Source organism: Candidatus Thiodiazotropha sp. AKIB8 (assembly GCF_058244675.1).
Window position 1 is genome coordinate 147308 of sequence record NZ_JBSYOO010000031.1, and the last position, 24106, is coordinate 171413.

The 24106-nt window shown below is 48.3% G+C and carries 25 protein-coding genes and 1 pseudogene; 9 read left to right on the forward strand and 17 right to left on the reverse strand.

Translation table 11 applies throughout. From position 1 onward, the window contains the following. Window positions 1-15: 15 nt before the first annotated feature. From gshA to AC4IFB_RS09570, 3 genes are all read right to left on the reverse strand, one after another. On the reverse strand, window positions 16-1641 hold the full coding sequence (gshA, locus tag AC4IFB_RS09560) for a glutamate--cysteine ligase (RefSeq protein ID WP_490776255.1): 1626 nt from the start codon (window positions 1639-1641) through the stop codon (window positions 16-18). A gap of 219 nt (window positions 1642-1860) precedes the next feature. Next, window positions 1861-3945: a carboxy terminal-processing peptidase gene (locus AC4IFB_RS09565; protein ID WP_490780036.1), complete on the reverse strand. Its 2085-nt coding sequence runs from the start codon at window positions 3943-3945 to the stop codon at window positions 1861-1863. A 179-nt stretch (window positions 3946-4124) separates the two neighbouring features. Then, complete coding sequence (locus AC4IFB_RS09570; protein ID WP_490780037.1) at window positions 4125-4988, reverse strand: NUDIX hydrolase; 864 nt, start codon at window positions 4986-4988, stop codon at window positions 4125-4127. Between the two features lie 459 nt (window positions 4989-5447). Here AC4IFB_RS09570 and AC4IFB_RS09575 point away from each other — a divergent pair, with 459 nt between their 5' ends. From AC4IFB_RS09575 to AC4IFB_RS09595, 5 genes are all read left to right on the forward strand, one after another. Then, on the forward strand, window positions 5448-6731 hold the full coding sequence (locus AC4IFB_RS09575) for an SDR family oxidoreductase (protein ID WP_490780038.1): 1284 nt from the start codon (window positions 5448-5450) through the stop codon (window positions 6729-6731). Then, window positions 6731-7207, forward strand: a complete 477-nt coding sequence (locus AC4IFB_RS09580) for a DUF2269 family protein (RefSeq protein ID WP_490776259.1) — start codon at window positions 6731-6733, stop codon at window positions 7205-7207. Before AC4IFB_RS09575 ends, AC4IFB_RS09580 begins: the two co-directional genes overlap by 1 nt. 12 nt (window positions 7208-7219) lie before the next feature. Next, window positions 7220-7837 (forward strand): DUF4166 domain-containing protein, encoded by a 618-nt coding sequence (locus AC4IFB_RS09585; protein WP_490780039.1) that lies wholly within the window; start codon window positions 7220-7222, stop codon window positions 7835-7837. 164 nt (window positions 7838-8001) lie between these two features. Continuing rightward, window positions 8002-8505 carry a C-GCAxxG-C-C family protein gene (locus AC4IFB_RS09590; RefSeq protein WP_490780040.1) on the forward strand — a complete coding sequence of 168 codons (504 nt, stop codon included), beginning with the start codon at window positions 8002-8004 and terminating at the stop codon, window positions 8503-8505. After that, a complete protein-coding gene (locus AC4IFB_RS09595) occupies window positions 8495-9115 on the forward strand; it encodes a dUTP diphosphatase (RefSeq protein WP_490776262.1) in 621 nt (206 codons plus the stop codon). Before AC4IFB_RS09590 ends, AC4IFB_RS09595 begins: the two co-directional genes overlap by 11 nt. Before the next feature lie 44 nt (window positions 9116-9159). On the opposite strand, the gene AC4IFB_RS09600 is transcribed toward AC4IFB_RS09595, so the two are convergent. After that, window positions 9160-9633: a hypothetical protein gene (locus tag AC4IFB_RS09600; protein ID WP_490776263.1), complete on the reverse strand. Its 474-nt coding sequence runs from the start codon at window positions 9631-9633 to the stop codon at window positions 9160-9162. Between the two features lie 216 nt (window positions 9634-9849). Between AC4IFB_RS09600 and AC4IFB_RS09605 the strand changes: the two genes are divergently transcribed. After that, on the forward strand, window positions 9850-10242 hold the full coding sequence (locus AC4IFB_RS09605; protein ID WP_490776264.1) for a DUF302 domain-containing protein: 393 nt from the start codon (window positions 9850-9852) through the stop codon (window positions 10240-10242). Between the two features lie 48 nt (window positions 10243-10290). On the opposite strand, the gene nudB is transcribed toward AC4IFB_RS09605, so the two are convergent. From nudB to pomA, 7 genes are all read right to left on the reverse strand, one after another. Then, window positions 10291-10737, reverse strand: coding sequence for a dihydroneopterin triphosphate diphosphatase (gene nudB, locus AC4IFB_RS09610; RefSeq protein WP_490776265.1), 447 nt, complete (start codon window positions 10735-10737; stop codon window positions 10291-10293). A gap of 43 nt (window positions 10738-10780) precedes the next feature. Further along, window positions 10781-12571 (reverse strand): aspartate--tRNA ligase, encoded by a 1791-nt coding sequence (gene aspS / locus AC4IFB_RS09615; RefSeq protein ID WP_490780041.1) that lies wholly within the window; start codon window positions 12569-12571, stop codon window positions 10781-10783. A gap of 48 nt (window positions 12572-12619) precedes the next feature. Continuing rightward, window positions 12620-13246: a DUF502 domain-containing protein gene (locus AC4IFB_RS09620; protein ID WP_490776267.1), complete on the reverse strand. Its 627-nt coding sequence runs from the start codon at window positions 13244-13246 to the stop codon at window positions 12620-12622. An 18-nt stretch (window positions 13247-13264) separates the two neighbouring features. After that, on the reverse strand, window positions 13265-13528 hold the full coding sequence (locus AC4IFB_RS09625; RefSeq protein WP_490776268.1) for an FmdB family zinc ribbon protein: 264 nt from the start codon (window positions 13526-13528) through the stop codon (window positions 13265-13267). A gap of 264 nt (window positions 13529-13792) precedes the next feature. Next, window positions 13793-14410 (reverse strand): PilZ domain-containing protein, encoded by a 618-nt coding sequence (locus AC4IFB_RS09630; protein ID WP_490776269.1) that lies wholly within the window; start codon window positions 14408-14410, stop codon window positions 13793-13795. Window positions 14411-14467: 57 nt separating this feature from the next. Beyond that, window positions 14468-15346 (reverse strand): type VI secretion system protein TssL, long form, encoded by an 879-nt coding sequence (tssL, locus tag AC4IFB_RS09635; RefSeq protein ID WP_490780042.1) that lies wholly within the window; start codon window positions 15344-15346, stop codon window positions 14468-14470. Window positions 15347-15348: 2 nt separating this feature from the next. Then, entirely contained in the window at window positions 15349-16107 is a 759-nt protein-coding gene (pomA, locus tag AC4IFB_RS09640) for a flagellar motor protein PomA (protein ID WP_490776271.1), read from the reverse strand. A 187-nt stretch (window positions 16108-16294) separates the two neighbouring features. On the opposite strand from pomA, the gene AC4IFB_RS09645 reads away from it, so the two are divergent. From AC4IFB_RS09645 to AC4IFB_RS09655, 3 genes and pseudogenes are all read left to right on the forward strand, one after another. Further along, window positions 16295-17143: an SDR family oxidoreductase gene (locus AC4IFB_RS09645; RefSeq protein ID WP_490776272.1), complete on the forward strand. Its 849-nt coding sequence runs from the start codon at window positions 16295-16297 to the stop codon at window positions 17141-17143. Window positions 17144-17273: 130 nt separating this feature from the next. Then, window positions 17274-17624: pseudogene (locus AC4IFB_RS09650) on the forward strand (gamma-butyrobetaine hydroxylase family protein); the annotation flags it as partial. Window positions 17625-17642: 18 nt separating this feature from the next. Continuing rightward, entirely contained in the window at window positions 17643-17912 is a 270-nt protein-coding gene (locus AC4IFB_RS09655; protein WP_490776361.1) for a MoaD/ThiS family protein, read from the forward strand. A 177-nt stretch (window positions 17913-18089) separates the two neighbouring features. Here the strand turns inward: AC4IFB_RS09655 and gspC are convergent, their stop codons facing one another. From gspC to trpB, 6 genes are all read right to left on the reverse strand, one after another. Continuing rightward, window positions 18090-19049 (reverse strand): type II secretion system protein GspC, encoded by a 960-nt coding sequence (gene gspC, locus AC4IFB_RS09660; RefSeq protein ID WP_490776273.1) that lies wholly within the window; start codon window positions 19047-19049, stop codon window positions 18090-18092. 39 nt (window positions 19050-19088) lie between these two features. Continuing rightward, on the reverse strand, window positions 19089-19652 hold the full coding sequence (locus tag AC4IFB_RS09665; RefSeq protein ID WP_490776362.1) for an SPOR domain-containing protein: 564 nt from the start codon (window positions 19650-19652) through the stop codon (window positions 19089-19091). 130 nt (window positions 19653-19782) lie between these two features. Continuing rightward, window positions 19783-21051, reverse strand: a complete 1269-nt coding sequence (folC, locus tag AC4IFB_RS09670; protein ID WP_490780043.1) for a bifunctional tetrahydrofolate synthase/dihydrofolate synthase — start codon at window positions 21049-21051, stop codon at window positions 19783-19785. A 144-nt stretch (window positions 21052-21195) separates the two neighbouring features. After that, window positions 21196-22056: an acetyl-CoA carboxylase, carboxyltransferase subunit beta gene (gene accD, locus AC4IFB_RS09675; RefSeq protein WP_490776275.1), complete on the reverse strand. Its 861-nt coding sequence runs from the start codon at window positions 22054-22056 to the stop codon at window positions 21196-21198. Between the two features lie 35 nt (window positions 22057-22091). Continuing rightward, the gene (trpA, locus tag AC4IFB_RS09680; RefSeq protein ID WP_490776276.1) at window positions 22092-22910 is read right to left on the reverse strand and encodes a tryptophan synthase subunit alpha; all 819 of its coding nucleotides are present in this window, start codon (window positions 22908-22910) and stop codon (window positions 22092-22094) included. Further along, a complete protein-coding gene (gene trpB / locus AC4IFB_RS09685; protein ID WP_490776363.1) occupies window positions 22907-24103 on the reverse strand; it encodes a tryptophan synthase subunit beta in 1197 nt (398 codons plus the stop codon). The genes trpA and trpB overlap by 4 nt, the downstream gene beginning before the upstream one ends. Between the last annotated feature and the right edge of the window lie 3 nt (window positions 24104-24106).

Below are 24106 nucleotides of genomic sequence, written 5' to 3' on the forward strand. Positions count from 1 at the left end.
ATTCAGAGAATATAGTCAGCTCATGGAGATGTTCTTGTCGTAAACTGCTTCAACAGAAGGTCTATCTATCTGCTGTGCAAAATAGCGCTCCAGAAACTCGTCAAAACTGAGTGTATCAGAGGCTTCTAACTCTTTCTGCCGCCGCCAGGAATCTATAGCTTCCTGACTTAACAGGCTCTGATCTTCATTAGAACCAGCCTGCTGACTGAAGTCGTGACGATGTTGTTGCGACATACGCTTGGCGAAATGATAAAAGCCCTCTCCTCTTTCTCTCATTTCACTCAGCATTCGAGCTGAGGGGGTCATCTCCGGATCTTCTAGTCGACTCTTCTGTAGAAGAAGACTCCGGGTATAGGGTTGTCCGGGCATACCCGTCTCGAGAGTCTCGCAAATGGGTAACATGGCTTCACAGATCTCCAGTCCCCAATCACGTAACGATATCTTTTTCCCTCTCCTTTGCAGTTCCAGTCCTGGCTTCCTACCCTGGTGCGCTGCCGCCAGCTCATTCCAGTCTATTGTTTTCTGTTCAGAAACATTTATCGAGGGGCTTTCACTGAGCAGACAAAACAGCATCAAAGCCTCAATAAAATAAACCTGCTCCTCGGCAATTCCCAGTGGATGGAATGCATTCACATCCAGGGATCTCAGTTCAACATAGCGCACACCGCGTCGCTGCAGAGCATGTATCGGTTTTTCCATCAATTCAGGGATCTGCTTCGGCCGCACTGTACTGTAGTACTCATTCTCTATCTGAAGGATGTTGGCATTAAGTTGTTCGTAACGTCCATCAACTTTCACCCCCATTGCTTTGTAGATTGGACAAGGTGTCTCAATGGCACGGGAAAGCGTCTCTATATAGGCATCTAAACAGTCGTAACAAGCTTTGATGCCTGTACCCTGCTCCTTACTGTTCTGATAACCGATATCCCCCATACGCAAAGAGGTGGCATAGGGTGAAAAGTAGGTATATTCATCAAAGGATTCCAGTGTCGTTGGACGACCACCCAGAAAGGACTTGCACACTGCGGGGGATGCGCCGAACAGATAGGGTATCAACCAGCCCAGACGCTGTAAGTTTCTGAGCATTGCGAAATAGGAATCTGAAATAAAGGCCTGGGTATCCCCTTTATCACCTTCAAGCTGCTGATATACCCACCAAAAATCCTGGGGTAGTGAGTAGTTGAAATGCACCCCGGCAATCACCTGCATAACCCGACCATATCTATGCCCTAAACCACGTCGATATACAGTCTTCATCATCCCTGCATTTGAAGACCCGTAGTTAGCGATGGGAATGCGCTCATCATCCTCGACAACACAAGGCATACTGGTTGACCAGAGAATCTCTTCATCCAGATGTTGGTAGAGAAAGCGGTGTGCTTCGAAGAGAAATTTCAGTGGTTCATTACGATCTGCAGAGGGCGGCGTAATAATCTCGGTCAAGGCTTCTGAGTAATCAGTGGTGATGTAACGATTGGTAAGAGGGGAGCCCAATGCCTCAGGATGAGGCAGGTTTGAAATAGAACCTTGGGGTGAAACACGCAGTCCCTCTTTTTCCAGACCAATCAATCCCCCTCTCATAAGCTCGAGTTGATTCGCTTGGTGTAGACGTTTTAAACGATTTTCAAGTGTTGAGTACAAACCGGGTCAATCCCTAAAGGGGCATGGATGATATTGAGCATTGGACATAAAAGGCGGAGATTATACCTTGCCATGGAGACGTATAGTAGCTTGGCGATAGATCGGTATAACCATGTCTAAAAAAATTAGGCCAATAAGACACAGCCATATCCCATCTGCTAATCGATCTGGGATATGGCTCTTGATTGGTACAGTTTATACGTTACACCACACTAGGGCTTATCGCATCACTGCCATTGGTTCTGCGACACGTATCGAGTCCATAAGAATGCGTGCTGCTTCATTCAATTCGATACGGCTGGTAGCCTCAGTCTCCTTTTCATCTGGGTCATCATCTAAATCTTTCTGGTCTGCATCCTTGATTGCAGTCAAACCTTGTGAAGCACGAAAACGGTTTTTGTGCAGCAGCCGTTCATGCTCCCTCTCCTGCCATTCATTACGACGCTGTTTTTCAAGCAAACTGACTTCTGTACGTTTATCAAGTTCGAGAAATCGTTTTTCCTGATCCACTAACATTTCAAAACCCGCATCCGTCTTAACACGTGTCAGATGAGTGCCAATCAGTTCAGAGACAGTGTATTGACCCTTGGTTATAAAGTTGGCAGGCCTTATCTGAGCCCAGGGTAAGGCATTTTCCAGTGACCTCTCACCATATTCATCTGAATATTTTGCTGTAGGGAACTGAATATCGGGAACCACACCACGATGCTGCGTGCTGCCTCCATTTATTCTGAAAAATTGAGCCATGGTCAGACGAAGTCGCCCAAGATCCTTTTTACGTCCAGGTACAAATCGCCCCAGATCCACCAGAGTCTGCACAGTACCTTTGCCGAAGGTTGGCTCACCAATGACAATACCTCGTTTATAATCCTGGATTGCCCCGGCGAAGATTTCTGATGCTGAAGCGCTGTTGCGATCCACCAATACAGCCAGGGGACCTTCGTAAGCAATGGATTGATCCGGATCCTGCTCAACTTCGATCTTTCCGAAGGCATCTTTGATCTGCACTACAGGACCGGAATCTATGAACAGACCTGTTAGTTCTGTCGCCTCGGAGAGTGACCCCCCTCCATTCTCCCGTAGATCGATCACGATACCGTCGACATGCTCTTTTTTCAGGTTGACCAGCAGATTCCTCACATCACGAGTAGTGCTGCGAAAATCAGCTTCACCCCGTGACTCAGCTGCAAAATCCCGATAAAAAGTGGGTACTTCAACAACCCCAATGCGGTATTTTTCCATGCCATCCAGTTTATCGATGACATAACTCTTAGCGGCTTGCTCCTCCAATTTGATTTTGTTTCGCACCAGGGTGATGGTTTTTCGATTCGAGCCCTCTCCCTTCTCCAACACATCAAGCTGCACAACTGAACCCTTGGGACCACGAATCTGTTCGACAACATCCTGTAGACGCCAGCCGATAATATCCATTATCTCACCCTCGAGGCCCTGTCCAACGCCGACAATTTTGTCACCGGCATGGAGCAGATCACTCTGCTCCGCAGGCCCACCTACAATGGTTTTCTGCACCACGGTATAGCCATCCTCGTCTTTCAGGACAGCTCCAATACCTTCCAGAGAGAGCCTCATACTGATATCAAAATTCTCGGATGTACTGGGTGACATATAGCTGGTATGGGGTTCCAGGCTCAATGTATAGGCATTGATAAATGTCTGAAAAACATCATTATTATCAAACTGCTCCACTCTCGAGAGCAGACGCTCATAGCGTGCTTTGAGTGTCTTTTTGATCTCTTTGTCCTGTTTATCCATCAAGCGCAGATTAAGAAAATCGTTTTTTACCCTACGACGCCAGATATCATTCAACTCTGTACGGGTCTGGGCCCATGGCAGCTCTTCCCTTTCGAAGACATAGATCTCGTCAATGGTAAAATCGAAATCATCTTCAAGCAGTTTCAATGCGTGCCCTATCGCCTCACTCACTCGCTGACGATAGAGACGAAAAATCTCGAATGCAGGCTCTATCCGGGCGTTTTTCAGGTAGTCATCCAGTTTGTCCCGATAGCTCGAAAAGTGGACGATATCTGCTGCCAGAAAGAAAGAACGGTTGGGATCAAGAGCACCGTAGAAGCGCTTCAGAATCATTTCAGACATCGCGTCGTCCAATGCAGTATCTTTGTAATGATACTTTTCAATGACCTTGACGATGACGCTGGCAGTCTGTTGCTGTTCCGCAGTAGGACGTAGCTCCTGCACGGGAACTGGTTGTCGATTGGCCCACAATGGTGCTGACACAAAAATCAGAATCAACCACCAGAACCGCTTCATTTTAAGATATATCATTCATCCTACCTGGTCATTTCGGGATCGGACCTACCTAGGTTGGTGTTCACAGGCCCAGGGAAAACACCTATACAAACTCAATTTTTATATTTTGAGTATGCTTTGGACTAAATTTCCAGTCACCGGGTTCCGTAGCACCTACAAAAGAGCACGGGACACCTTGAATTTACCACCTTTACTCATAATTTCTTGTGCAATCCGTGGACTAACTCGAGATATCCCTGTGTTTCAGGATTTATAATCCCATGACGAATCAGAAAGTCAATCACAACAAGATTACAGTTCGGCTTGAAATCATCGGTTTCAGCAACCCTTTCTGCTGCCTCTTCCACTGACATCAATGTGAACTCTGCCACTTCCCCATCTGTATTGTGAGGAATAAAGTCCTCCGGCAACTCAAGATCATAACAATAGAGTGTATCCGGCTTTAGACCTACCTCGGTTTCTATACAATAGGTCAATGCACCGACCGGTATCGCTCTATCAACTATAGAGGAAGGCACACCCGCCTCTTCCTTACACTCTTTGTACAAATTCTCACTCATAGTCAGGTTGTGGGGTAATCCTCCCGCTACCATGTTATCCAGATGATCAGGGAATATTCTCCGGTCTGAAGCCCGTCTGGCTATCCACAGTTTCAAGCCATCCGCACTGCGAATGAAACCATTTAAATGTTGACCATAGGCCCGCAAACCGAAAAAAGCAGCTGCCGCACGATCAATTGTAGCAATTGCAGAATCCCTTCCACTGGAAGTGACGGGATACCGTTCACCATGCCTGTGAGTCATTACCTTCAGATCCACCAATTCAGTGGTCACTTCATCAAGTAGTTCAGTTCTCGATTCGAAAGTATTGAATTGAGGATTGAGATGAAGCCCAACTTCATCCACTGAAAAGCTGTCTGGCCATTTCATCAGTTGCGACCAGACAGGTTCTTTCAGATAACCGATGAGATCTGATGTGTAGTAGAAAGCTTTGAAATTGTCACGATTCCATAGATTAAGCTTATCGATATGCCGTTGAAATCCTTCTATTTTCATCATTTTTCTATTCTATTTGGAAGCTACCTTTAATCCGAAATAACGGGTTCGCTAATCTTATATGGGGCCTCAATCTGTCTGATTCAATCTGGCGACAGCGATCATGACCTCTGAAATCTCTAATAGCACTGCCCCATTTTAAAGTCCGGTCCGGTAAAGCTGCTAAACACTCCTGCTGCAATTTAACTTAAACCTGGACATTTTCCCAAGCACTTCGCCAGCTGGATGCAATCTTTCTTGACAGAGGCAGATAATTTCACTACTTTCTGTTTATACAGAAATTACTGATATATGAGTATAGCGATGCATCCAACTCTCCTGACACTGCAAACATTTTGTCATTTCTTAACTCCACTCACGCCACAACAGATCAGTAACCCAGACAGAGAGATTAACAAAGTCACCAGTTCTACCCCATTAGGTAGCAATGGCAACAACCGGTCATTTAACAAGGAGAGTCCAATGCGAATCATGATCACCGGAGCCAATGGGTTCATCGGCACTCATATTGTTCAGGCTCTGCATCAAGATGGGCATCAAATCGTCGCTTGTGTACGATCCATCAAATCCGCCAGACAAAGAGGCCCCGGAATAGAGTTGATAGAGGCCGACTTCACCACTGATCACAGTGCCAGGGTATGGCGGCCCCGTGTAAAAGGCATTGATGTGGTTATCAACACTGTTGGCATTATCCGCCAACGTGGGCGTCAGACATTTTCATCACTGCACCACAAGGCACCAATAGCCCTATTCCGGGCATGCGCTCAAATGGGTGTGAAGCAGGTTATCCAAATCTCAGCCCTGGGCGCTGATCGTAGCGCCTTCAGCGAATACCATTTAAGTAAAAAAGCAGCTGACGACTACCTTGCCTCCCTGGATCTCAACTGGCTGATACTCATGCCATCCATTGTTTATGGGGTGGGCGCAAAAAGTATGGCATTTTTCAAAGCAGTCTCTTCTCTGCCCCTGGTGCCCCTGATCGATCAGGGAGAGCAGCAGATACAACCGATCCACATTGATGACATGATCCACTTGATACGCAGATCAATTAACCCTGAAAGGCGTTTCAGGAAAAGAATGGTATTGGTTGGTCCCTCCAGAATCACGATAAAAAAGCTCTTGGAGGATTTAAGGCTGTGGTTAGGATTGACTCCCCCCCACTATCTCTCCATACCCTACAAATATGCAGTATCACTTGCTCAATGGGCTGGTTTTTGGGGTAACACGCCACTCAATGGGGAGGTTATTAGCATGTTGCAGCGGGGAAATATTGGAGAGTGCAAACCCTATATTGACGAGTGCGGAAAACAACCCAGGGAGATGAAGAGCGTACTCTTGGAATCTCCAGCCGAAGATGCAGACAAATGGCATGCTGGTCTCTATTTCCTGAAACCAGCTTTACGTTTGAGTATTGCATTTGTCTGGCTGTTCACTGGTTATCTTTCCGCTTTTGTTTTTCCCATTGAATCGAGTTACGCCCTACTTTCTCAGGTTGGCATTGAGCACCGTTACGCCCCGCTGTTCCTCTATAGTGCAGCCGGTATAGATATAGCCTTGGGTATTGCCACAGCATTCACATATCGAATCCGACTCACAGCAGTTCTGCAGATAGCACTGATTGTGCTCTATACCCTGATCATTTCAATCTACGTACCCGACCAATGGTTCCACCCATTTGGGCCAATCAGCAAAAACCTGCCGCTTATCGTAAGCATCCTGATCATGATGACATTGGAGAGAGAGTGATGAATGAATATTTATTGATCAAATGGGCACATATCCTCAGCGCAACATTTCTTTTTGGAACGGGTCTTGGAAGTGCCTTTTATAAGTGGTTGACTGATCGAACAGGAGACCTGCCTGCAATGGTTCAAACCAATCGATTAGTAGTCCTCGCCGACTGGATATTCACCACCCCTACAATAGTGATTCAGCCTGTTACGGGCATCTGGTTGTTGTCGATGATAGGCATACCACTGAACCAGGGATGGGTGCTGATTACCATTTTACTCTACATCATTGCTGGCGCCTGCTGGTTACCTGTTGTCTGGCTCCAAATTCGCATGCGAGACCTGACTTCTGAAGCTTATAGAGCGAATCTGCCTTTAGGGAAAAGCTACCAGAAGTATGCTCAAATCTGGTTTTGGTTGGGTGTTCCTGCCTTCATTGCGATGATTGCCATCTACTTTTTGATGATTTTTAAACCTGCCATCAACCTATAGAGGGAACTTTAAATGAAACAAGAGAAACTGGAACCGGTAATCAAACAGGCACTCGGAACAAACTGGGAAGCGTTGTCCGGAATTGTCAAACAGCACTACGATATTACCCCGGGAGAAGATAGTACGCTTATTCTTCGAGGAGAGATGGGTGAAGTCTATCACTCCACTATTGCAAAGCTCTACCTGTTACCGGGACGCATATTCGGTGCGCTGGTCCCCTATCGAGGTAAAAAAATACCCACAACCGTCAAGAACTGGACCAGCACTAAAAACAGCAAAGCGATGTTCTGGTATAGAACCTTACACTTTCCAAATAGACCTCAGGTGATATTTCAATCACGCATGGAGCATTTGGTGGATAATGAGATTATTGAGTACGTGAAGTATGGAATGGGTATCCGCATGGCACTGTTCGAAGATAACCATAGCTTGGTCTATAAAGGACTGGGATATGTTTTAAGAATCGGCAAACTGAAGCTCCCTATACCCAACTGGTTGATCCTGGGTAGAGCAACAATTGTGGAAACGGCAATATCAGATAAGCTGCTGCACCTCGATTTTGAAATCGTACACCCACTATTCGGTAGGACTTTTTCCTACTCAGGGGAGTTCGTGATTCTGGGCGGTTAGCATATGCTATTACGTGCCAGGCTACGGTGTGGTGATGTTTGTTGAGGTTTAATAAGATCTAAAGATGACCTATGTTCTGGTCGTGCTTGTGACACTAAAAGTTAAATGACCTATGGTCTAATCTGATACAGTTTAAATTTCCACTTCCCTAGATGGTTGAAGCAATGTCCAGCAATCGATCTGTAAAAAAACCGGCCGATAGCAGCGAAACAAGAGCTAAAGCCGCTACTCAGTGCTTCTGTAACGGCTACAACTGTTCTCAGGCTGTATTGACCGCCTTTGCAGGTCGTTATGATCTTGATGAAGGGTTGGCGATGCGTCTTGCTTCTGGTCTTGGTGGTGGCGTAGGTCGCATGGGGGAGGTTTGTGGTACCCTCACCGGTGCTGCACTGGTAGTGGGTTTGGAGCTGGGTCCCAAATCCAGTGAAGATGTTGACGCCAAAGAGAAGACCTATGTCGCAACCCGGCAACTACAGGAGCGCTTTATAGAGCGCCACGGCAGCAACATCTGCAAGGAACTGTTGCAAAAAGACCTGAGCAATCGTTCTGAGTACCTTCAGGCGAAAGAGCTGGGGTTGTTCAAAATCCATTGCCCTAATTATGTGGAAACGGTAGTGTCCCTGCTTGATCAATTTTTAGAAGATAGTGAAGACCAAGATGAAAGATAAGATCCTAACCATGCTCAAACTCCAGGATGCCATGAACTGTAAGGTTAACGATGATTGGCGAGACGCCGGCTATCCCTGGTACCGGGCAATCTGGACCGAGTGCGCGGAGATGCTCGACCACTACGGCTGGAAATGGTGGAAGCATCAAAAACCGGATATGCAACAGGTCCATCTGGAGATCGTTGACATCTGGCACTTCGCTCTAAGTGATCTCATCTTGCACAATGCCACCCTTGATGAAGCCGCTGAGCAGGCAATGAAGGGGTTAGAACAAACCACCGAACCGGTTGACATCAGAACCTCCATCGAACAACTTGCGATGGCCAGCATCAAGACCGAATCTGCAGATATAGGTCACTTTGCCACCATGATGCGTGCAGCGGAGCTGAACTTTGATGAACTCTTCAAAACCTATATCGGTAAAAACGTGTTGAACTTCTTCCGTCAGGATCATGGCTACAAGGAAGGGAGCTACATTAAGATCTGGAATGGACGAGAGGATAACGAATATCTGGCTGAAATCCTTGATGGTCTCGATGCAAACAGCACGGAATTCAGCGATGAAGTCTATCGTCAGCTGGAGAAGTCATACCCAACCACTGCTGAGTAAACTATTGACCCGACACTGCAACTGGCTACCACCTACTACACCATTCAGGAGAGAATCTGTTCCAATTGCAGTTCGGAATACCCCGCTTCTTCCCCAAACTTCTCTATCAAGTCCTGACCGGCAAGTTGCCGTGCAATCCCCTTGTCTTCATTATGTTCTAGATGGTATTCATAACGATCACGTAAATAACCATGACGCCGCCAGGCATCACGCTGTGATAAGCCGACTCGATTCGAGCGTTGTGAACGCAGTAACTTAGCTGCCCCACTGCCAAACTTCTGCTTCTTTTGCTTTTTCTCCCTACTACTTTTTGATTCAACCAGTTTCTGCTGTAACTTTTCTATGGCTTGATCACGTTTCTTGAGTAGCGCTTCCAGTGTATTGATCTTACCTTTGAGCTCCAGGATGACAGTACCTTTCTTCCCTGAGTTGTTGTCTGAGCTGTTGTCTGAGGTTTTATTCTTCTTTTTGAGCTTTTCCTTGCCTGTTTTTTTAAGCTTTTTTTCTTTATTCTTCATATCCCAGCCTCGACAGATCTTATTCCGCCCCGATAAATGAGTCACAATTTAAGATATAGAACATATCTTCTCTGCCATCACGTCGCTTCAATTTTATAATTATAACTCAAGTTTTGAACTTCACAGTCTGCACATAATGTTTTGTGGTTTTGACGAAATTCAATGCCTGATATCCCTCTCTCTGTTGAAATGCGCCAACTTTTAACAGGAGGCACTATGTACGAATTCAACACTGAGATAGATCTTTCTTTTGATAAAGCCGTGGCGCGTGTTCGCGATGTTTTGATGGAGGAACATCTGGGAGTAGTCAGCGACGTGGATGTTCAGGCTATCTTCAAAAACAAAATGGATAAAGATATTCCCGCCTATCACATTTTTGGTGCATGCAATCCGGGATTGGCTGACAGGGTATTGAGTAGTGAACCAAACGCAGGGACACTGTTACCCTGTAATTTCATAATGCGCGAGCAGGAAAATGGTAAAGTCGTTGTCAGTTTCATGGATCCTGAAACCGTACTCGGTCACTGCACAACAGAAGAACCTAAAAAAGTAGCGACAGAGGCCAAACAGAAGCTGCTGAGGGTAATTGAAAAATTAAACGCGAACTGACAGAAGGTAAATGGACTCTCTGCAAGTAGAGAATGCCACCACACATCTTCACTGCCGATTGTTCATCAAATATCGCAGGGCCTTGCGATTGGTCCAGGAAGTAGCCAGACGCAAGGCCTGTTCATAGGAAACCCATCTGTATGCACTATGTTCACTGGAGTGTAGTCTGGGTAGACGACGATTAGGTAGCATTAAAGAGAACCAGTGTTCGGTATTGGTGTGGGCTGAAGGTGCATAGCGAGACCGCCAGGCCGACAAGATAGGGAAGGTCACCTGCTGTTGCAGATCGATCAAGCCATCACCCGCCATGATACCTGTCTCTTCATACAACTCTCTTCGCGCAGCCTGCTTCACCGACTCCCCCCACTCCAAGCTACCGGTGACAGACTGCCAGAACTGCTTCGGCAGAACCCGCTTCAGCATCAATACCTCACCACAGACTGTATGCACCACCACCAGTACAGACTCAGGCCGTTTGTTAGCTCTGGATCTCATATCGTTCAGTGATGTGTCACGAGTCCGAAGATGATGTCTAGCCTTAAGACGAGCTCTCTTCTGTTGTGGGTTTACGCACACGAATAGAGAGCTCACGCAACTGCTCTGGCGCCACTTCTGATGGTGCTGAAGTCAGCATACACGCTGCCGTCTGGGTTTTTGGAAAAGCCATGACCTCACGAATGGAGGCTGTACCCGTTAGCAGCATAACCAGACGATCCAGACCAAATGCCAGGCCCCCATGTGGAGGACATCCAAACTTCAGGGCATTCAAGAGAAAACCGAACTTCTCTTCGGCTTCCTCGTCACTGATCTCTAAGAGCTGGAAGATCTTCTGTTGTACATCCTGCTGATGGATACGGATGGAACCACCTCCCAGCTCAACCCCATTCATCACCATGTCATAGGCACGTGATTTACAGTTACCTGGGTCACTATCGAGTAGATCGAGTTGGTCCAACTTGGGTGAGGTGAAAGGATGGTGCAGCGGAGTCCAGCGTTTGTGCTGTTCGTCCCATTCGAACATTGGAAAATCGACAACCCAGATCGGTCTCCAGTCCCCTTGCATCAGATCCATATCCTGACCCACTTTGACACGCAACGCACCCAAAGCTTCATTGACCACATGAGCCGAATCGGCGCCAAAGAAGATCAGATCGCCGTCTTTTGCTCCGGTACGCTGAAGAATCGCATTCACCACCTCATCCGGAAGGAATTTAAGAATCGGTGACTGCAACCCTTCGATGCCTTTGGCCAATTCGTTGACCTTGATGTAGGCCAGACCTTTGGCACCGTAGATAGCAACATATTTTGTGTACTCATCGATCTTCTTGCGGCTAAGTGAACTGCCACCAGGCACCATCAATGCCGCGACTCGACCCTTGGGATCTTTGGCCGGGCCGGAGAACACTTTGAACTCCACATCCTGCATCAGATCACCCAGATCCACTAACTCTATAGGCACACGCATATCGGGACGGTCAGAACCAAATCGTGACATCGCCTCATCGTAGGTCATGCGAGGAAAGGGGTTGGGCAGATCCACATCCAAAATTTCTTTGTAGAGCTGACGAATCATCTCTTCGTTGATCTGCAGAATCTCATCCTCATCCATGAAAGAGGTCTCGATATCGAGCTGTGTGAATTCTGGCTGGCGATCAGCACGTAAGTCTTCATCTCGAAAACAGCGGACAATCTGATAGTAACGATCCATTCCTGACATCATCAACAGCTGTTTGAAGAGCTGTGGCGACTGAGGCAGCGCGAAAAACTCTCCCGGATGGGTACGACTGGGTACCAGGTAATCACGGGCACCTTCGGGGGTAGCTTTTGTCAGCATTGGGGTTTCGATGTCCATGAAGCCCTGATCATCCAGATAGCGGCGTAATACCCGGGTCACCTGGGAGCGAATGCGGATTTTCTCCAACATCTCCGGACGACGCAGATCGATATAACGGTAGCGCAGACGTATCTCTTCGGAAACATTCTCATGCTCTTCGAGTTGGAATGGTGGCGTTTCTGAGCGATTCAACACTTCCAGCTCAAGACCCAGAATTTCAATCTCCCCAGTCGATAGGTCTTTATTGACTGTGCCTTCCGGTCTCGCTCTGACACGCCCTTTTACCCGTAGCACAAACTCATTACGTACCTGCTCTGCGAGGGAAAAAACTTCTGGCAAGTCGGGATCATAGACCACCTGAACCAGACCTTCACGATCACGCAGATCGATAAAAATCACGCCTCCGTGGTCACGCCGGCGGTGCACCCATCCACAAATTTCAACTTCCTGGTCGATATGGGAGCTATTGATTTGGCCACAATAATGACTGCGCATGGGTATTATCCTGTGAGATTTCGCTGGAAACGCTAAAAAGCGGGAATGTTACGGCTTGAGTTGCGCCTCTGCAAGCCCAGGTGTCGAGTTGACTGCTCCCATGGAGAGCAACATCTTCAATCCGTCATCGACACTCATCTCCAACTCCCGTACTTCCTCTTTCGGCAGAAGCACGAAATATCCACCTGTGGGGTTGGGTGTCGTTGGAATATAGACGCTGACCATGTCGCGCCCGAGGGCCTCTTGTACCGGCCCACTATCTTCATTGGTCAGGAAAGCCAAGGTCCAGAGTCCACGGCGGGGAAACTCTACCAACACCACTTTGCGAAACGATTTGCCATTGTCAGCAAACATGGTTTCGACCAACTGTTTGACAGCTGAGTAGACTGAACGAACCAGTGGAATATGGGAAAGCAGTGCTTCCCAAAGCTTTACTAAACGGCGACCAAACAGATTTGCTGCCACCAGGCCTGTAAAGAACAGAATCAGTAGAGAGAGCACCACACCGAGTCCCGGAATATGGAAACCCAGTAAACTGTCAGGACGATAGGCCTCTGGTAGCAATAACAGGCTGCGATCCATCCAGTCCACCAGAAGACTGACAACAAAATAACTCGCGCCCAAGGGTAGCCAGATCAGCAGGCCTGCTACTAAATAACGGCGTAAATAGGTCATTCAGAAAGCCAATGGATATTAGCCACAACCGCAGGATCCACCACCACACCCCTTTGATTTTCCTTCAGTTTTACCACTATCATGAACATTCTTTTTACTACCGCTTTTGAAATCGGTCTCGTACCAACCACTCCCTTTCAGTCGGAACCCGGCAGCTGAAATCAGTTTTTTGAGGCTATCCTGCTTACATTCAGGACACGCCTTCAGCGGTTCATCGCTCATCTTCTGTAAGGCTTCAAACTCATGGTTACAGGCCTCACAGCGATATTCGTAGATAGGCATTGCAGGCACTCCTCATTACATCGAATTTAGTCGCCGCATTCTGTTATGCAGCGTAGAATTCTGGAATCCTACCATATTGGGGTGAGTAGACTACTATTCAAGGTTCTTTAAACCTAAAAAGATCAGTCGGACGGCGTGAAGTGAGCACTTGTGGTGGTACAGCTCCTGCACGGCGCGCAATAGCCTGTAGCCTGGATTGAGTGCAACGGAATCCAGGCTACCTTACTGAGAATTGATGAAGATGGTAGACCCACAAAGTGAGGATCAATTTTCTTGCGACTCCTTCATCTCCCGGCGCTGTCTCAACATCTCTCCCTGTCGCCGAGTGATATGTCGAATCAGGGCATCCTGATCTGCCCCGCGGATCAGTGAAAAATTGATTCTGACATGATAGGGATAATCTGGATGATCCCCCTCGGAAGCTACAATACCAACCACTTCCCCATAGGCCAGAAGACCGCTGTATGAGGGTAGCAGCAGCAGCTTGATCTCCACCATTGAGCCCACTTCAACCTGCTCGGTGATATCCATACCCAATCCACCAGCACTCAAATTGACTTTTTGCGAGGGTCGATCAAGCAGTTCCCGCTCTTCTGTCAGAAAGCTTTTACCCAGCAGATTGACCTTTTCGTCGAGCGCTTTGAGGTAGTCGGCAATGTCAGTGTCACGCTGCTCAATTCGATGCATTGAGGCGGACAGATGTTGACTGATCTCCTGTAAACGTGTCATCACAGTAAATCTATCACCTGCCCTCAGTTGCTCATCAATACTGGAGGGTATTTCAGATGCGGGAATTACCCGATAACTCACTTGAAGAGAATCGTCTATACGGAAAAATTCCCGGCGCTCATCTTGGGTTTTTTCCTGATCATCTATAGACATCGGTCTGACTCCTATTCGGGCCGGTTAACACTAAAAGTAGGTTACAAATCATTTGAATCAGTCTATTTCCTCAGGCATTGCAGCAGATTCTTGGCTGCCACCAAGATCCTCACCACGCTGTATGACCAGCTCAACACGCCTGTTTTGTGCCCGGTTTTCAGCAGTATCATTATCAACCAGGGGATGAGAATCGGCATAACCCTGTATCAGAAACCTGTCCTCTTCAATGCTTGCGTTACTCAGCATGGCATGTACCACAGTTACTGCACGGGCAGAGGAGAGCTCCCAGTTGGAGCGGAATCGTCTGGTGGAGATCGGTATATTGTCCGTATGGCCCGCTACCACGATCTTACCCGGCGTTGTCGAAATCACATCGGTAATCTTGGTAATGACTTCGAAAAAATCGGGATTCAGATTTGCCCGCCCTGAAGGAAATGAGCCCTTTTCCTGTATACGTATGATAATGTTAGTAGATTCTGTATCCACATCGATCAGTCCTTCGTTTATCTCTTCCTCCAGCATCTCCTGCAGCTCAACTGCCTGAGCTTCAACCTCTCGTTCCAGTTTCTCCTGCATCGCGGCCTTGGCTTCATCGATATCAAGACTATCCTGTTGCTGTTTTTCCCTATCAAGAAACTCCTGCTCTAAATCACTGGTCGTCTGCCGAATATCATCAATTGGTGAAGGCTCTGGTTTACCCGGACTGAACTCCTGCATAATGACACTGGTGCCTTTGACGATTTCGACTGCCGGTATCTCCCGCTGCACACCGAAGGCATCTTTCATCGACTCTGCCATCTTCTTAAACCGCTGGGCATCAACCTCGGCAAAAGAGAGCAGTAGTACGAAGAAACACATCAGCAACGACATCAGATCCGCAAAGGTAGCCAACCATGGGGGCAGACCATCGGGACATTTGGGACATTCGTCAGCCATGCTCAGCCTTCCTGTACAGGACGCTTGCCAGTGGGCAAATAGGTGCTAAGAAGCTGTTCCAGGACCCTTGGATTCATACCCTCCTGAATTCCTGATATTGTCTCTATAATCAATGATTTATTGGTTTTCTCCATACCACTGGCTCGAGCCAGCTTGTCAGCGATAGGCTGAGCAAAAGCATTCGCTATTACCGCACCATACAGGGTTGTCAACAGAGCAACAGCCATCGCGGGACCGATACTCGCGGGGTCAGACATATTAGCCAACATTTGAACAAGTCCCACCAGTGTTCCGATCATACCCATTGCCGGTGCCATGGTAGCCATATTTTTAAACATCGTTTGGCCGACCTCATGGCGCTCGATCGTGAGATCGATATCCTTGGTCAGCAACTTATTCACCAGTACCGGATCGTGCCCGTCAACACACAGACCAATGCCCTGCTTGAGAAAGCCGTTGGATATCTCTTGTCCTTCCAGGGCCAACAAGCCATTTTTACGTGCGATATCAGCCAGCTCTACCGCTTCCTCAATCAATTTCTTTGGATCATCGGTTTTATAAAAGAAGGCCTTCATCCCCATACTGAAGGAACCGAGAAAATCACCCAATGAGACCTGCATCAGGGTTACCATGAAAGTACCACCGACAACGATAAGCAGAGAAGGAACATTGACAAATAACATCACGTCGCCGCCAGAGGCGATCGCACCGATAATTATGCCGAATCCACCTAAAAGACCAACCAGTGTCGCAATGTCCACCTAAATATTCTCCGAAACTCCGTTGCTGTTTTAGTCGCTTTCAGAGCAATTCTCTATCCAGGTCAGAGAGCGTTGTCTTAATGCGATTAATCTGTTTGGTTTAGCGGTCACAATGAGTCAAACTTTAATTCCTGGTTTAGGAATTTCCAGTCTTTTTTAGCCACTATCACAGAGGTAAGTTAACACCATGACCGATACAAAAAGCATACTCATCACAGGCTGTTCAAGTGGTATCGGTCTATGCGTCGCCAAGGCACTGAAAGAACGTGGCTATGATGTATTCGCAACCGCCAGAAACCCTAATGATGTCAGTGATTTACAGCAGCAGGGTTTGAGAGCATTCAGGCTGGATCTAACCGATAGTGAAAGCATCAAAGCTACTGTCGAGAAGGTCTTTAATGAGACTGGCGGGACGCTCTATGCCCTATTCAACAACGGTGCCTATGGTCAGGTTGGCGCAGTGGAGGATCTCAGCGTGGCAGTGTTGCGGGAACAATTTGAGACCAACCTCTTCGGCTGGCACGATTTGACCTGCCAGGTAATTCCCGCGATGCGCAAACAGGGTATGGGACGCATCATTCAGAACAGCTCAATCCTAGGTTTCATGACCCTCCCCTATCGAGGGGCCTATGTTGCCACCAAATATGCACTGGAGGGCCTGACAGATACCCTACGCCTGGAATTGGCTGACAGTGGCATACAAGTCTCTCTGATTGAACCCGGGCCAATTGAGAGCCGATTCCGAGACAATGCATTTGCTATGTGGCAAAAAAATATCGACCCGGAAGAGTCAGCTCACAAGGCACACTACCAGGCGATGTTGGCCAGATTGAAGAAAAAGGGCCCCGCCACCCCCTTCACACTACCTCCAGAAGCAGTTTTAAAGAGGGTTATTCATGCCCTGGAAAGCCGGTCAGCCAAAGTCAGATACTCAGTTACCTTCCCAACCTACCTTTTTGGCCTGTTGAGACGCATTTTGACCAGCCGCGGCATGGATCGAGTGCTACTTAAGGTGTCGGGCAGCGGCAAGCGCTAAATGTCGTTTAATTAAGCCTCCAGTTAGCTCTTGCACAACTCACGGAATCTCTTGAAATGTCCAGGTTGAAGCGGGAACCTGTTCTGTGACATGATCCTTCACCCTTGATCAAACACTGCTGACCAAAGCCATGACTACAGAGACCCCTACCCCCATTGAAATCAACCTGCACAGAAAGTCCCGTCTTCTGGCACTTCGATTCTCAGATGGGGCCAACTTTGAGCTCCCCTGTGAATATCTGCGTGTTTTTTCCACCGCCGCTGAAGTCAAGGCTAGCAAAATACCCGTCACGGGCAAAGAGTCGGTCAATATCGAAAAAATTGAGCCTCAGGGCCAATATGCCATTAGACTGATATTCGATGACGGTCATGATACCGGTATCTACTCTTGGGAAACGCTCTATCAGTTAGGCTCAAAGTATGAGAATAACTGGAAAAAATACTTGGAAAAGTTGGAAGCTGCGGGTTATCAGCGACAAAGCGAAGTGCAGAAAGATCGGGTGGTCAAACTGTTCTACTTCGCCTGGCTGGCGAACAAGATAGGTAAAGAGGCTGAGGAGATAGTTCTTCCACAGTCAGTCTCCACAATTACCGACCTGCTGAAGCTGATGAGAATGCGACGTCCGGAAATCGCACCTGTATTTGACGAATCACTACTCCGTCCAACCATCAACAAGCAATTTGCAGAGATGTTTACCCCATTGGAGAATGGTGACGAAGTGGCCCTGGTGCCTAATCAGCCAACCCCCCCGGCAACACCTGAGCTCTGAATTGGCTTTTAGGGCTATGCCACTAGATGCTGATTGTTAAACCTAAAAAATCAGTTGATCGCTCCATTCTAGTAGCAGGTTCCTGATTGTGTAGAAAATAGCTTCGATGGTCATGGCCACCTGTTGGGTGAATCACGCTGCCCAACTGATCTTTTTAGGCTAAAGGAAGGGCAATTTTTAATTCAGGTCGAAATTCAATGACCTAGTCTGTCCATTGCGAATGATATCCACCTGCAGCGTCTGTGAGTCTTTGAGCTGATCCATCAGTTTCATCGCCTCTTTGTCATTGGTCAGAGGAATGCCATTAACTGCTGTGACCAGATCAGAAGGCCTGACCCCCAGTTGATTGTACAACTCACGGTTTTTCTGGGGCAGAATTCGATATCCCTTCATCCCATCACGCGACTTGACGGGTACAAAACGTACATATTCGAAAACCTTTAGCGGCTCTTCGCGCAACATATCCCGGTATTGACTGAGATTACCTTTGCGAGACGATGAAGCGCTAACATTGGGACCGAAGTTATCTCTGGCTTTGACGCTACGTCTGCCTTTATTGGAGCTTTTTCCCTTGCTCGGGGCACTGGTGTTTTTGATTTTAGGAAACTTCAATACCTCGGACTTTCCCTTTCTCATAAGTACAACCCTATCGGTATAGACACCCTGCAGGGTCACTCCAGACATCACCGCACCACCTACTTTATGGTATTTCTGAGTGGATCCGGTGCCGATGATTGCTGCACCATTTTCGGGCTGCTCAGCCACAAAAACACCATGCAGGGTGAGATTCAGTCGAGTCTCCGGCGCCTTTTTATCTACCTTCTTGGGCTTTCTGTTCACTCCGGCTTCGCCAAAAAGATGCAGTTTATCGATTTTTGATAACTGGTTGCTATCAGCTGGTGAGACTTTTGAAATCGATGTTTGCGCCCCAGTGGTTGGCGGAACGTGTAACGGAACCTGAGGTGCAGGAATCAGACCCCAGGTAAGATCTGCAGCCCGCATACTGATCAGCAGAATTAATACAATGGTAACGATGACCGGCAACTGACTGCTTAGAAAGCCCTCCAGCCATTTAGGTGAGCTTTTATCATCCATCCATCCATTGAGATAGGATTGTGCACGTGTTGCGATATTCATCTCAGGTTTCCACTGGGCCTGTTAACACTAATCCATCACTCATTGAGGATAGCGCATCAGTTTCGGGTTCATTTTGAAATCTTTTTTTATCTTAGCAAGCATCTTCTCTGCAAGTCTGTGATCAACCTCTGGCCCTACTCTTATACGATAGTGTCGCTTACCATCCAATTTGACAAGTTCCATCTGTGCCGGCAAATCCGCTTTACGTAACTTTTCCACCAACTTTTCAGCATTCTTCTCATTCGTCAGACTCGCCACTTGTATTATCCAGGCCGTTGGTGATGTGCGGGATTTGTCACTGGTCGCAGCCTTCTTCGGCTTGGTTTTAACAACCGGCTTCGGCTTGGGTTGAGCCTTTGGTTTCTGTTCGACCGCAGGTTTTGGTGGAGGTGCCTCAGATGCAATCTTTTTTTGCGGCTTTACAGGCTCAGGGGTTCGAACTGGCTGAGACGTCGGGGATTGAGGTTTTATCGGTATGGAGTGAGCTGACTGATCGCGTTTCTCAACCGGTTCTTCGATTAACATAGGTACAAAAATGACGATCAGCGCAACCAGCACTGCCCCACCCAGCATCCTCTGTTTCAGTCTCTCCTCCAGGGCCATATTAATCACATCCGTCTTGCAGCGAAGATTTCTTTAACATTAATCCGGCGACAAACCTGTTCATTTCTGCCACCGTTTTGATAGTTTGTTCATATTCAAAGTGCGAGTATATCAGTTCCCACCGGCGACCTCATTCTGGGTGCAAATGTTGCAACGCGTCTCCGACTATCAGAAAGGAACCGAATATCAGAAGCAAATCTTGTGGCTCTGCCTCTGTTTGAGCTGCTTTTAAAGCATCCGCAAAATTGTGGTGGCAGTGAACAGAACTCTCGACCCCGCTCTGTCGTACCGCCTTGGCCAATTGCTCAGCACTTTGTCCCCGATCTCCCGGAAGGTCGACCAGATACCAGCCGGAGACAGCAGGTTTGATGATTTCCACGATCGATTTGGCATCCTTATCCTTCAACAGACCGAATAGTGCGATTATCCTGCCTGGCCAGCCAAGCCGATCCAGGTGCTCCTTAAGCGATGAGACAGACTGAGTGTTATGTGCCACATCGAGCAGTATACTGGGCTCGCCCTCGATCAACTGGGCACGTCCCCGCAACGAAACTTGATTCAATCCGTCAATGATCTGCATTTGATTCAGTGGCAGACTGGATTGCAGTAGTCTACAGACCATTATCACTGCACTGGTGTTACTGACCTGCCCTTTGCCGTTAAAGCTGAATTGGGGCAGTGTCAGCAAATCGTCACCCTTAGTCTGCCATTGCCAGGTATCACCACCAGGGCTCAGATTAAAATGGCTGCCGCCCAAATAGAGTTCAGCACCGATCTTCTGCGCATATTCAGGCACACTCTCTGGGATCGCGCTGTCTCCAACCACCACTGGCCTGTTGCTACGCATAATACCGGCCTTTTCCAGGCCGATCTGCTGGCGGCTATCCCCAAGCCAGTCGGTATGATCCAGATCCACTGTGGTAATCAAAGCCACATCCGCATCGATGATGTTGACCGCATCCAGACGCCCCCCTAAACCTACCTCGAGAATCACCAGGTCGAGGTTCTGCTCTGCAAATAGAATCAAAGCGGCCAGGGTGGCAAATTCGAAATAGGTCAATATGGTCTGCCCCCGCGCTTGATCGACCCGCTCAAAGGCCTGACAGAGGGCGCTATCGGAGACCTCTTGGCCATTAATACGTATGCGCTCGTTATATCTAACCAAATGGGGCGAGGTATAGGCGCCTACCTGATAACCTGCATGGCGATAGATACTCTCCAGCAGTGCCACGCTGGAGCCTTTGCCATTGGTGCCGGCGACTGTTACGACCAAGGATTGGAGCCCTTCCGGTTTGAGCCGATGCCATACATCGGATACCCGTTCCAGACCCAGGTCGATCTCCTTCGGATGCAGGGTGGTTTGCCAACCGAGCCATTGCTCAAGGGTATTGAAACGCATCAGTATCTACAGACAGTTATATTTCGGGCGAGACAATGGTGAACGGCGCTGATACGCTGAGCGCTGCATTGAAAGGGTCGCCTTTTCCAAAGCACACAATCTGTGTGAAAGACTGACGAGTATCGCACTCAAATAGAGGCCCACTCAGGCTCTTGGTTTACTCATCAGGATACTGATCAGGTCGGCTACTCGATCACGCAAATCCCGCCGATCAATAATCATATCGATTGCGCCATGTTCAAGTAAAAACTCACTGCGCTGAAACCCTTCCGGTAACTTCTCTCGCACGGTCTGCTCAATAACCCTGGGGCCAGCAAATCCGATCAAGGCGTTGGGTTCAGCAATATTGATATCGCCGAGCATCGCCAGGCTGGCTGAAACACCGCCCATAGTCGGGTCAGTCATCACTGAGATAAAGGGTAAACCACGCTTCTGTAACCGCTCCAGAGCAGCACTGGTCTTAGCCATCTGCATCAATGAAAACAGAGACTCCTGCATGCGAGCGCCACCACTGGCAGAAAAACAGATCAGTGGGATATGCCGTTCCAGGGCCATATTGACCGCACGTACAAAGCGTTCACCCACCACGGATCCCATTGAACCGCCCATGAAACTGAACTCGAATGCCGTAACCACGATATCCATACCTTTAAGCTGGCCACGCATGGCCACCAAAGCATCCTTTTCACCGGATTTTTTCTGGGCTTGAGCCAACCGCTCCTTATACTTTTTGCTATCCTTGAATTTCAGTGGGTCAACAGACTCAAGATTTACACCGAGTTCCTCCCTGGGCTCAGGATCAAGGAAGGTTTCAAGTCGCCTTCTGGCACCGATTCGGTTGTGGTAGTGACATTTTGGGCAGACATCGAGATTTCTTTCCATCTCAGCCCGGTAGAGAATCGCGCTGCACCCCGGACACTTGGCCCACAACCCCTCTGGTACTGCACGTTTATGCCCTGCATCCGTTCGGATACGGCTTGGCATCAGTTTTTCGAACCAACTCATAGATCTAGTTAACCTTTATCGTTATATTCTCGGGTTCAGGACATAGGCTCAGCGCTATCCATCGCTTGTCTCATCGACGAAAGCAGTCCCCGTAGGGCTGCGCCTATCTTTTCAGGTTGATCGGCCAGCGCCTCAACCCGCGAAACCAAAGCACTCCCAACAACCACTGCATCAGCCAGTTGAGAAACTGCAGCAGCAGTCTCGGCATCCTTGATACCGAATCCGACCCCCACAGGTAGTTCTGTATTCTGTCGAATTTGTTTCAGTTTATCATCCAAAGTTTTTAAATCGAGATGACTGGCGCCTGTGACACCCTTTACAGAAACATAGTAGACGAAGCCACTAGAGAGTTCACAGATACGCCGTACACGATCCTCAGTGCTGGTGGGTGCAACAAGATAGATTTGATCCACCCCCTGCTGCTTCAGTATCTGCTGAAGATCGTGCCCCTCTTCAGGAGGCACATCGACAATCAAAACACCATCCACCCCGGACTCTGCGGCCTGCTTGGCAAATGGCTGATAGCCCATAATCTCTATTGGATTGAGATACCCCATCAATATCACAGGGGTTTCACTATCCATCTGCCTGAAGCGCCGAACCATCTCCAATACATCTCTCAGACTGACATGATACTCCAGAGCCCGCTCACTTGCCCGCTGGATGACTGGACCATCGGCCATAGGATCTGAGAATGGTACACCCAGCTCAATGATGTCGGCACCAGCGGCAACCAGATCCTGCATAAGATCAACGGTAATCTCTGGCAAAGGGTCTCCCGCAGTCAAAAACGGGATAAGCGCAGTTTTTCCCTGTTGCTGTAGTTGATCAAACTTCTTCTTGAGCATGCTCATAACTTCAATCCCTCGTGCGCCGCCACCGTATGCATGTCTTTGTCGCCTCGACCGGAGAGGTTGACCAGCACCATCTGATCACGACTCATGGTCTGAGCCAGCTTTGCGGCATAGGCCAATGCATGACTCGATTCAAGTGCCGGGATTATACCTTCGATACAGGTCAGATCATGAAATGCACGCAGTGCTTCATCATCAGTGACCGCAACATAATTGGCTCTTCCGCTGTCTTTAAGCCAGGCATGTTCAGGGCCAACACCAGGATAATCCAGACCAGCTGAGATAGAGTGAGTCTCAATGATCTGGCCATCACTATCTTCCATTAAATAGGTACGGTTGCCATGCAGTACACCAGGCTTTCCGGCACATAGGGGGGCTGCGTGATTACCTGTCTCCAATCCACTGCCTGCAGCCTCCACCCCATAGATCGCCACCTCTCTATCATCCAGATATGGGTAGAAGAGACCGATAGCATTCGATCCTCCTCCGACACAGGCAACCAGTGCATCGGGTTGACGACCGGTCTGATCCAGCATCTGCTGACGTGCTTCCCGTCCGATCACTGATTGAAAATCCCTTACCATTGCAGGATAGGGATGAGGGCCGGCAACAGTGCCGATAATATAGAATGTGTCGTCGACATTCGTTACCCAGTCGCGCATCGCTTCATTCAGCGCATCTTTGAGGGTTTTAGAACCTGACTCAACAGATCTGACTTCTGCACCTAACAGACGCATACGATAGACATTGGCTTCCTGACGGGCAATATCCACCGCCCCCATATAGACCACACACTCCAGTCCCAGTCGTGCGGCTACCGTCGCTGAAGCAACACCATGTTGTCCTGCCCCTGTCTCGGCAATAATGCGGGTTTTACCCATATGGCGAGCCAGCAAAGCCTGGCCTACTGTGTTATTTACCTTATGTGCGCCAGTGTGATTGAGATCTTCCCGTTTGAGGTAGATCTGTGCGCCATTCAGTTCCTGACTCCAGCGCTTGGCATGGTAGATGGGTGAAGGACGACCTACATAGTGTTTAAGGTCTTCATCCAGCTCCTTAAGGAAGGCCTCATCCTGCATATAGTGCTGATAGGCCTCGCGTAATTCATCGAGCGGTTTCATCAGGGTTTCGGAGACGAATACCCCGCCATAGGAACCGAAATGTCCCCGTTCGTCGGGATAGTTCCCGATCATATT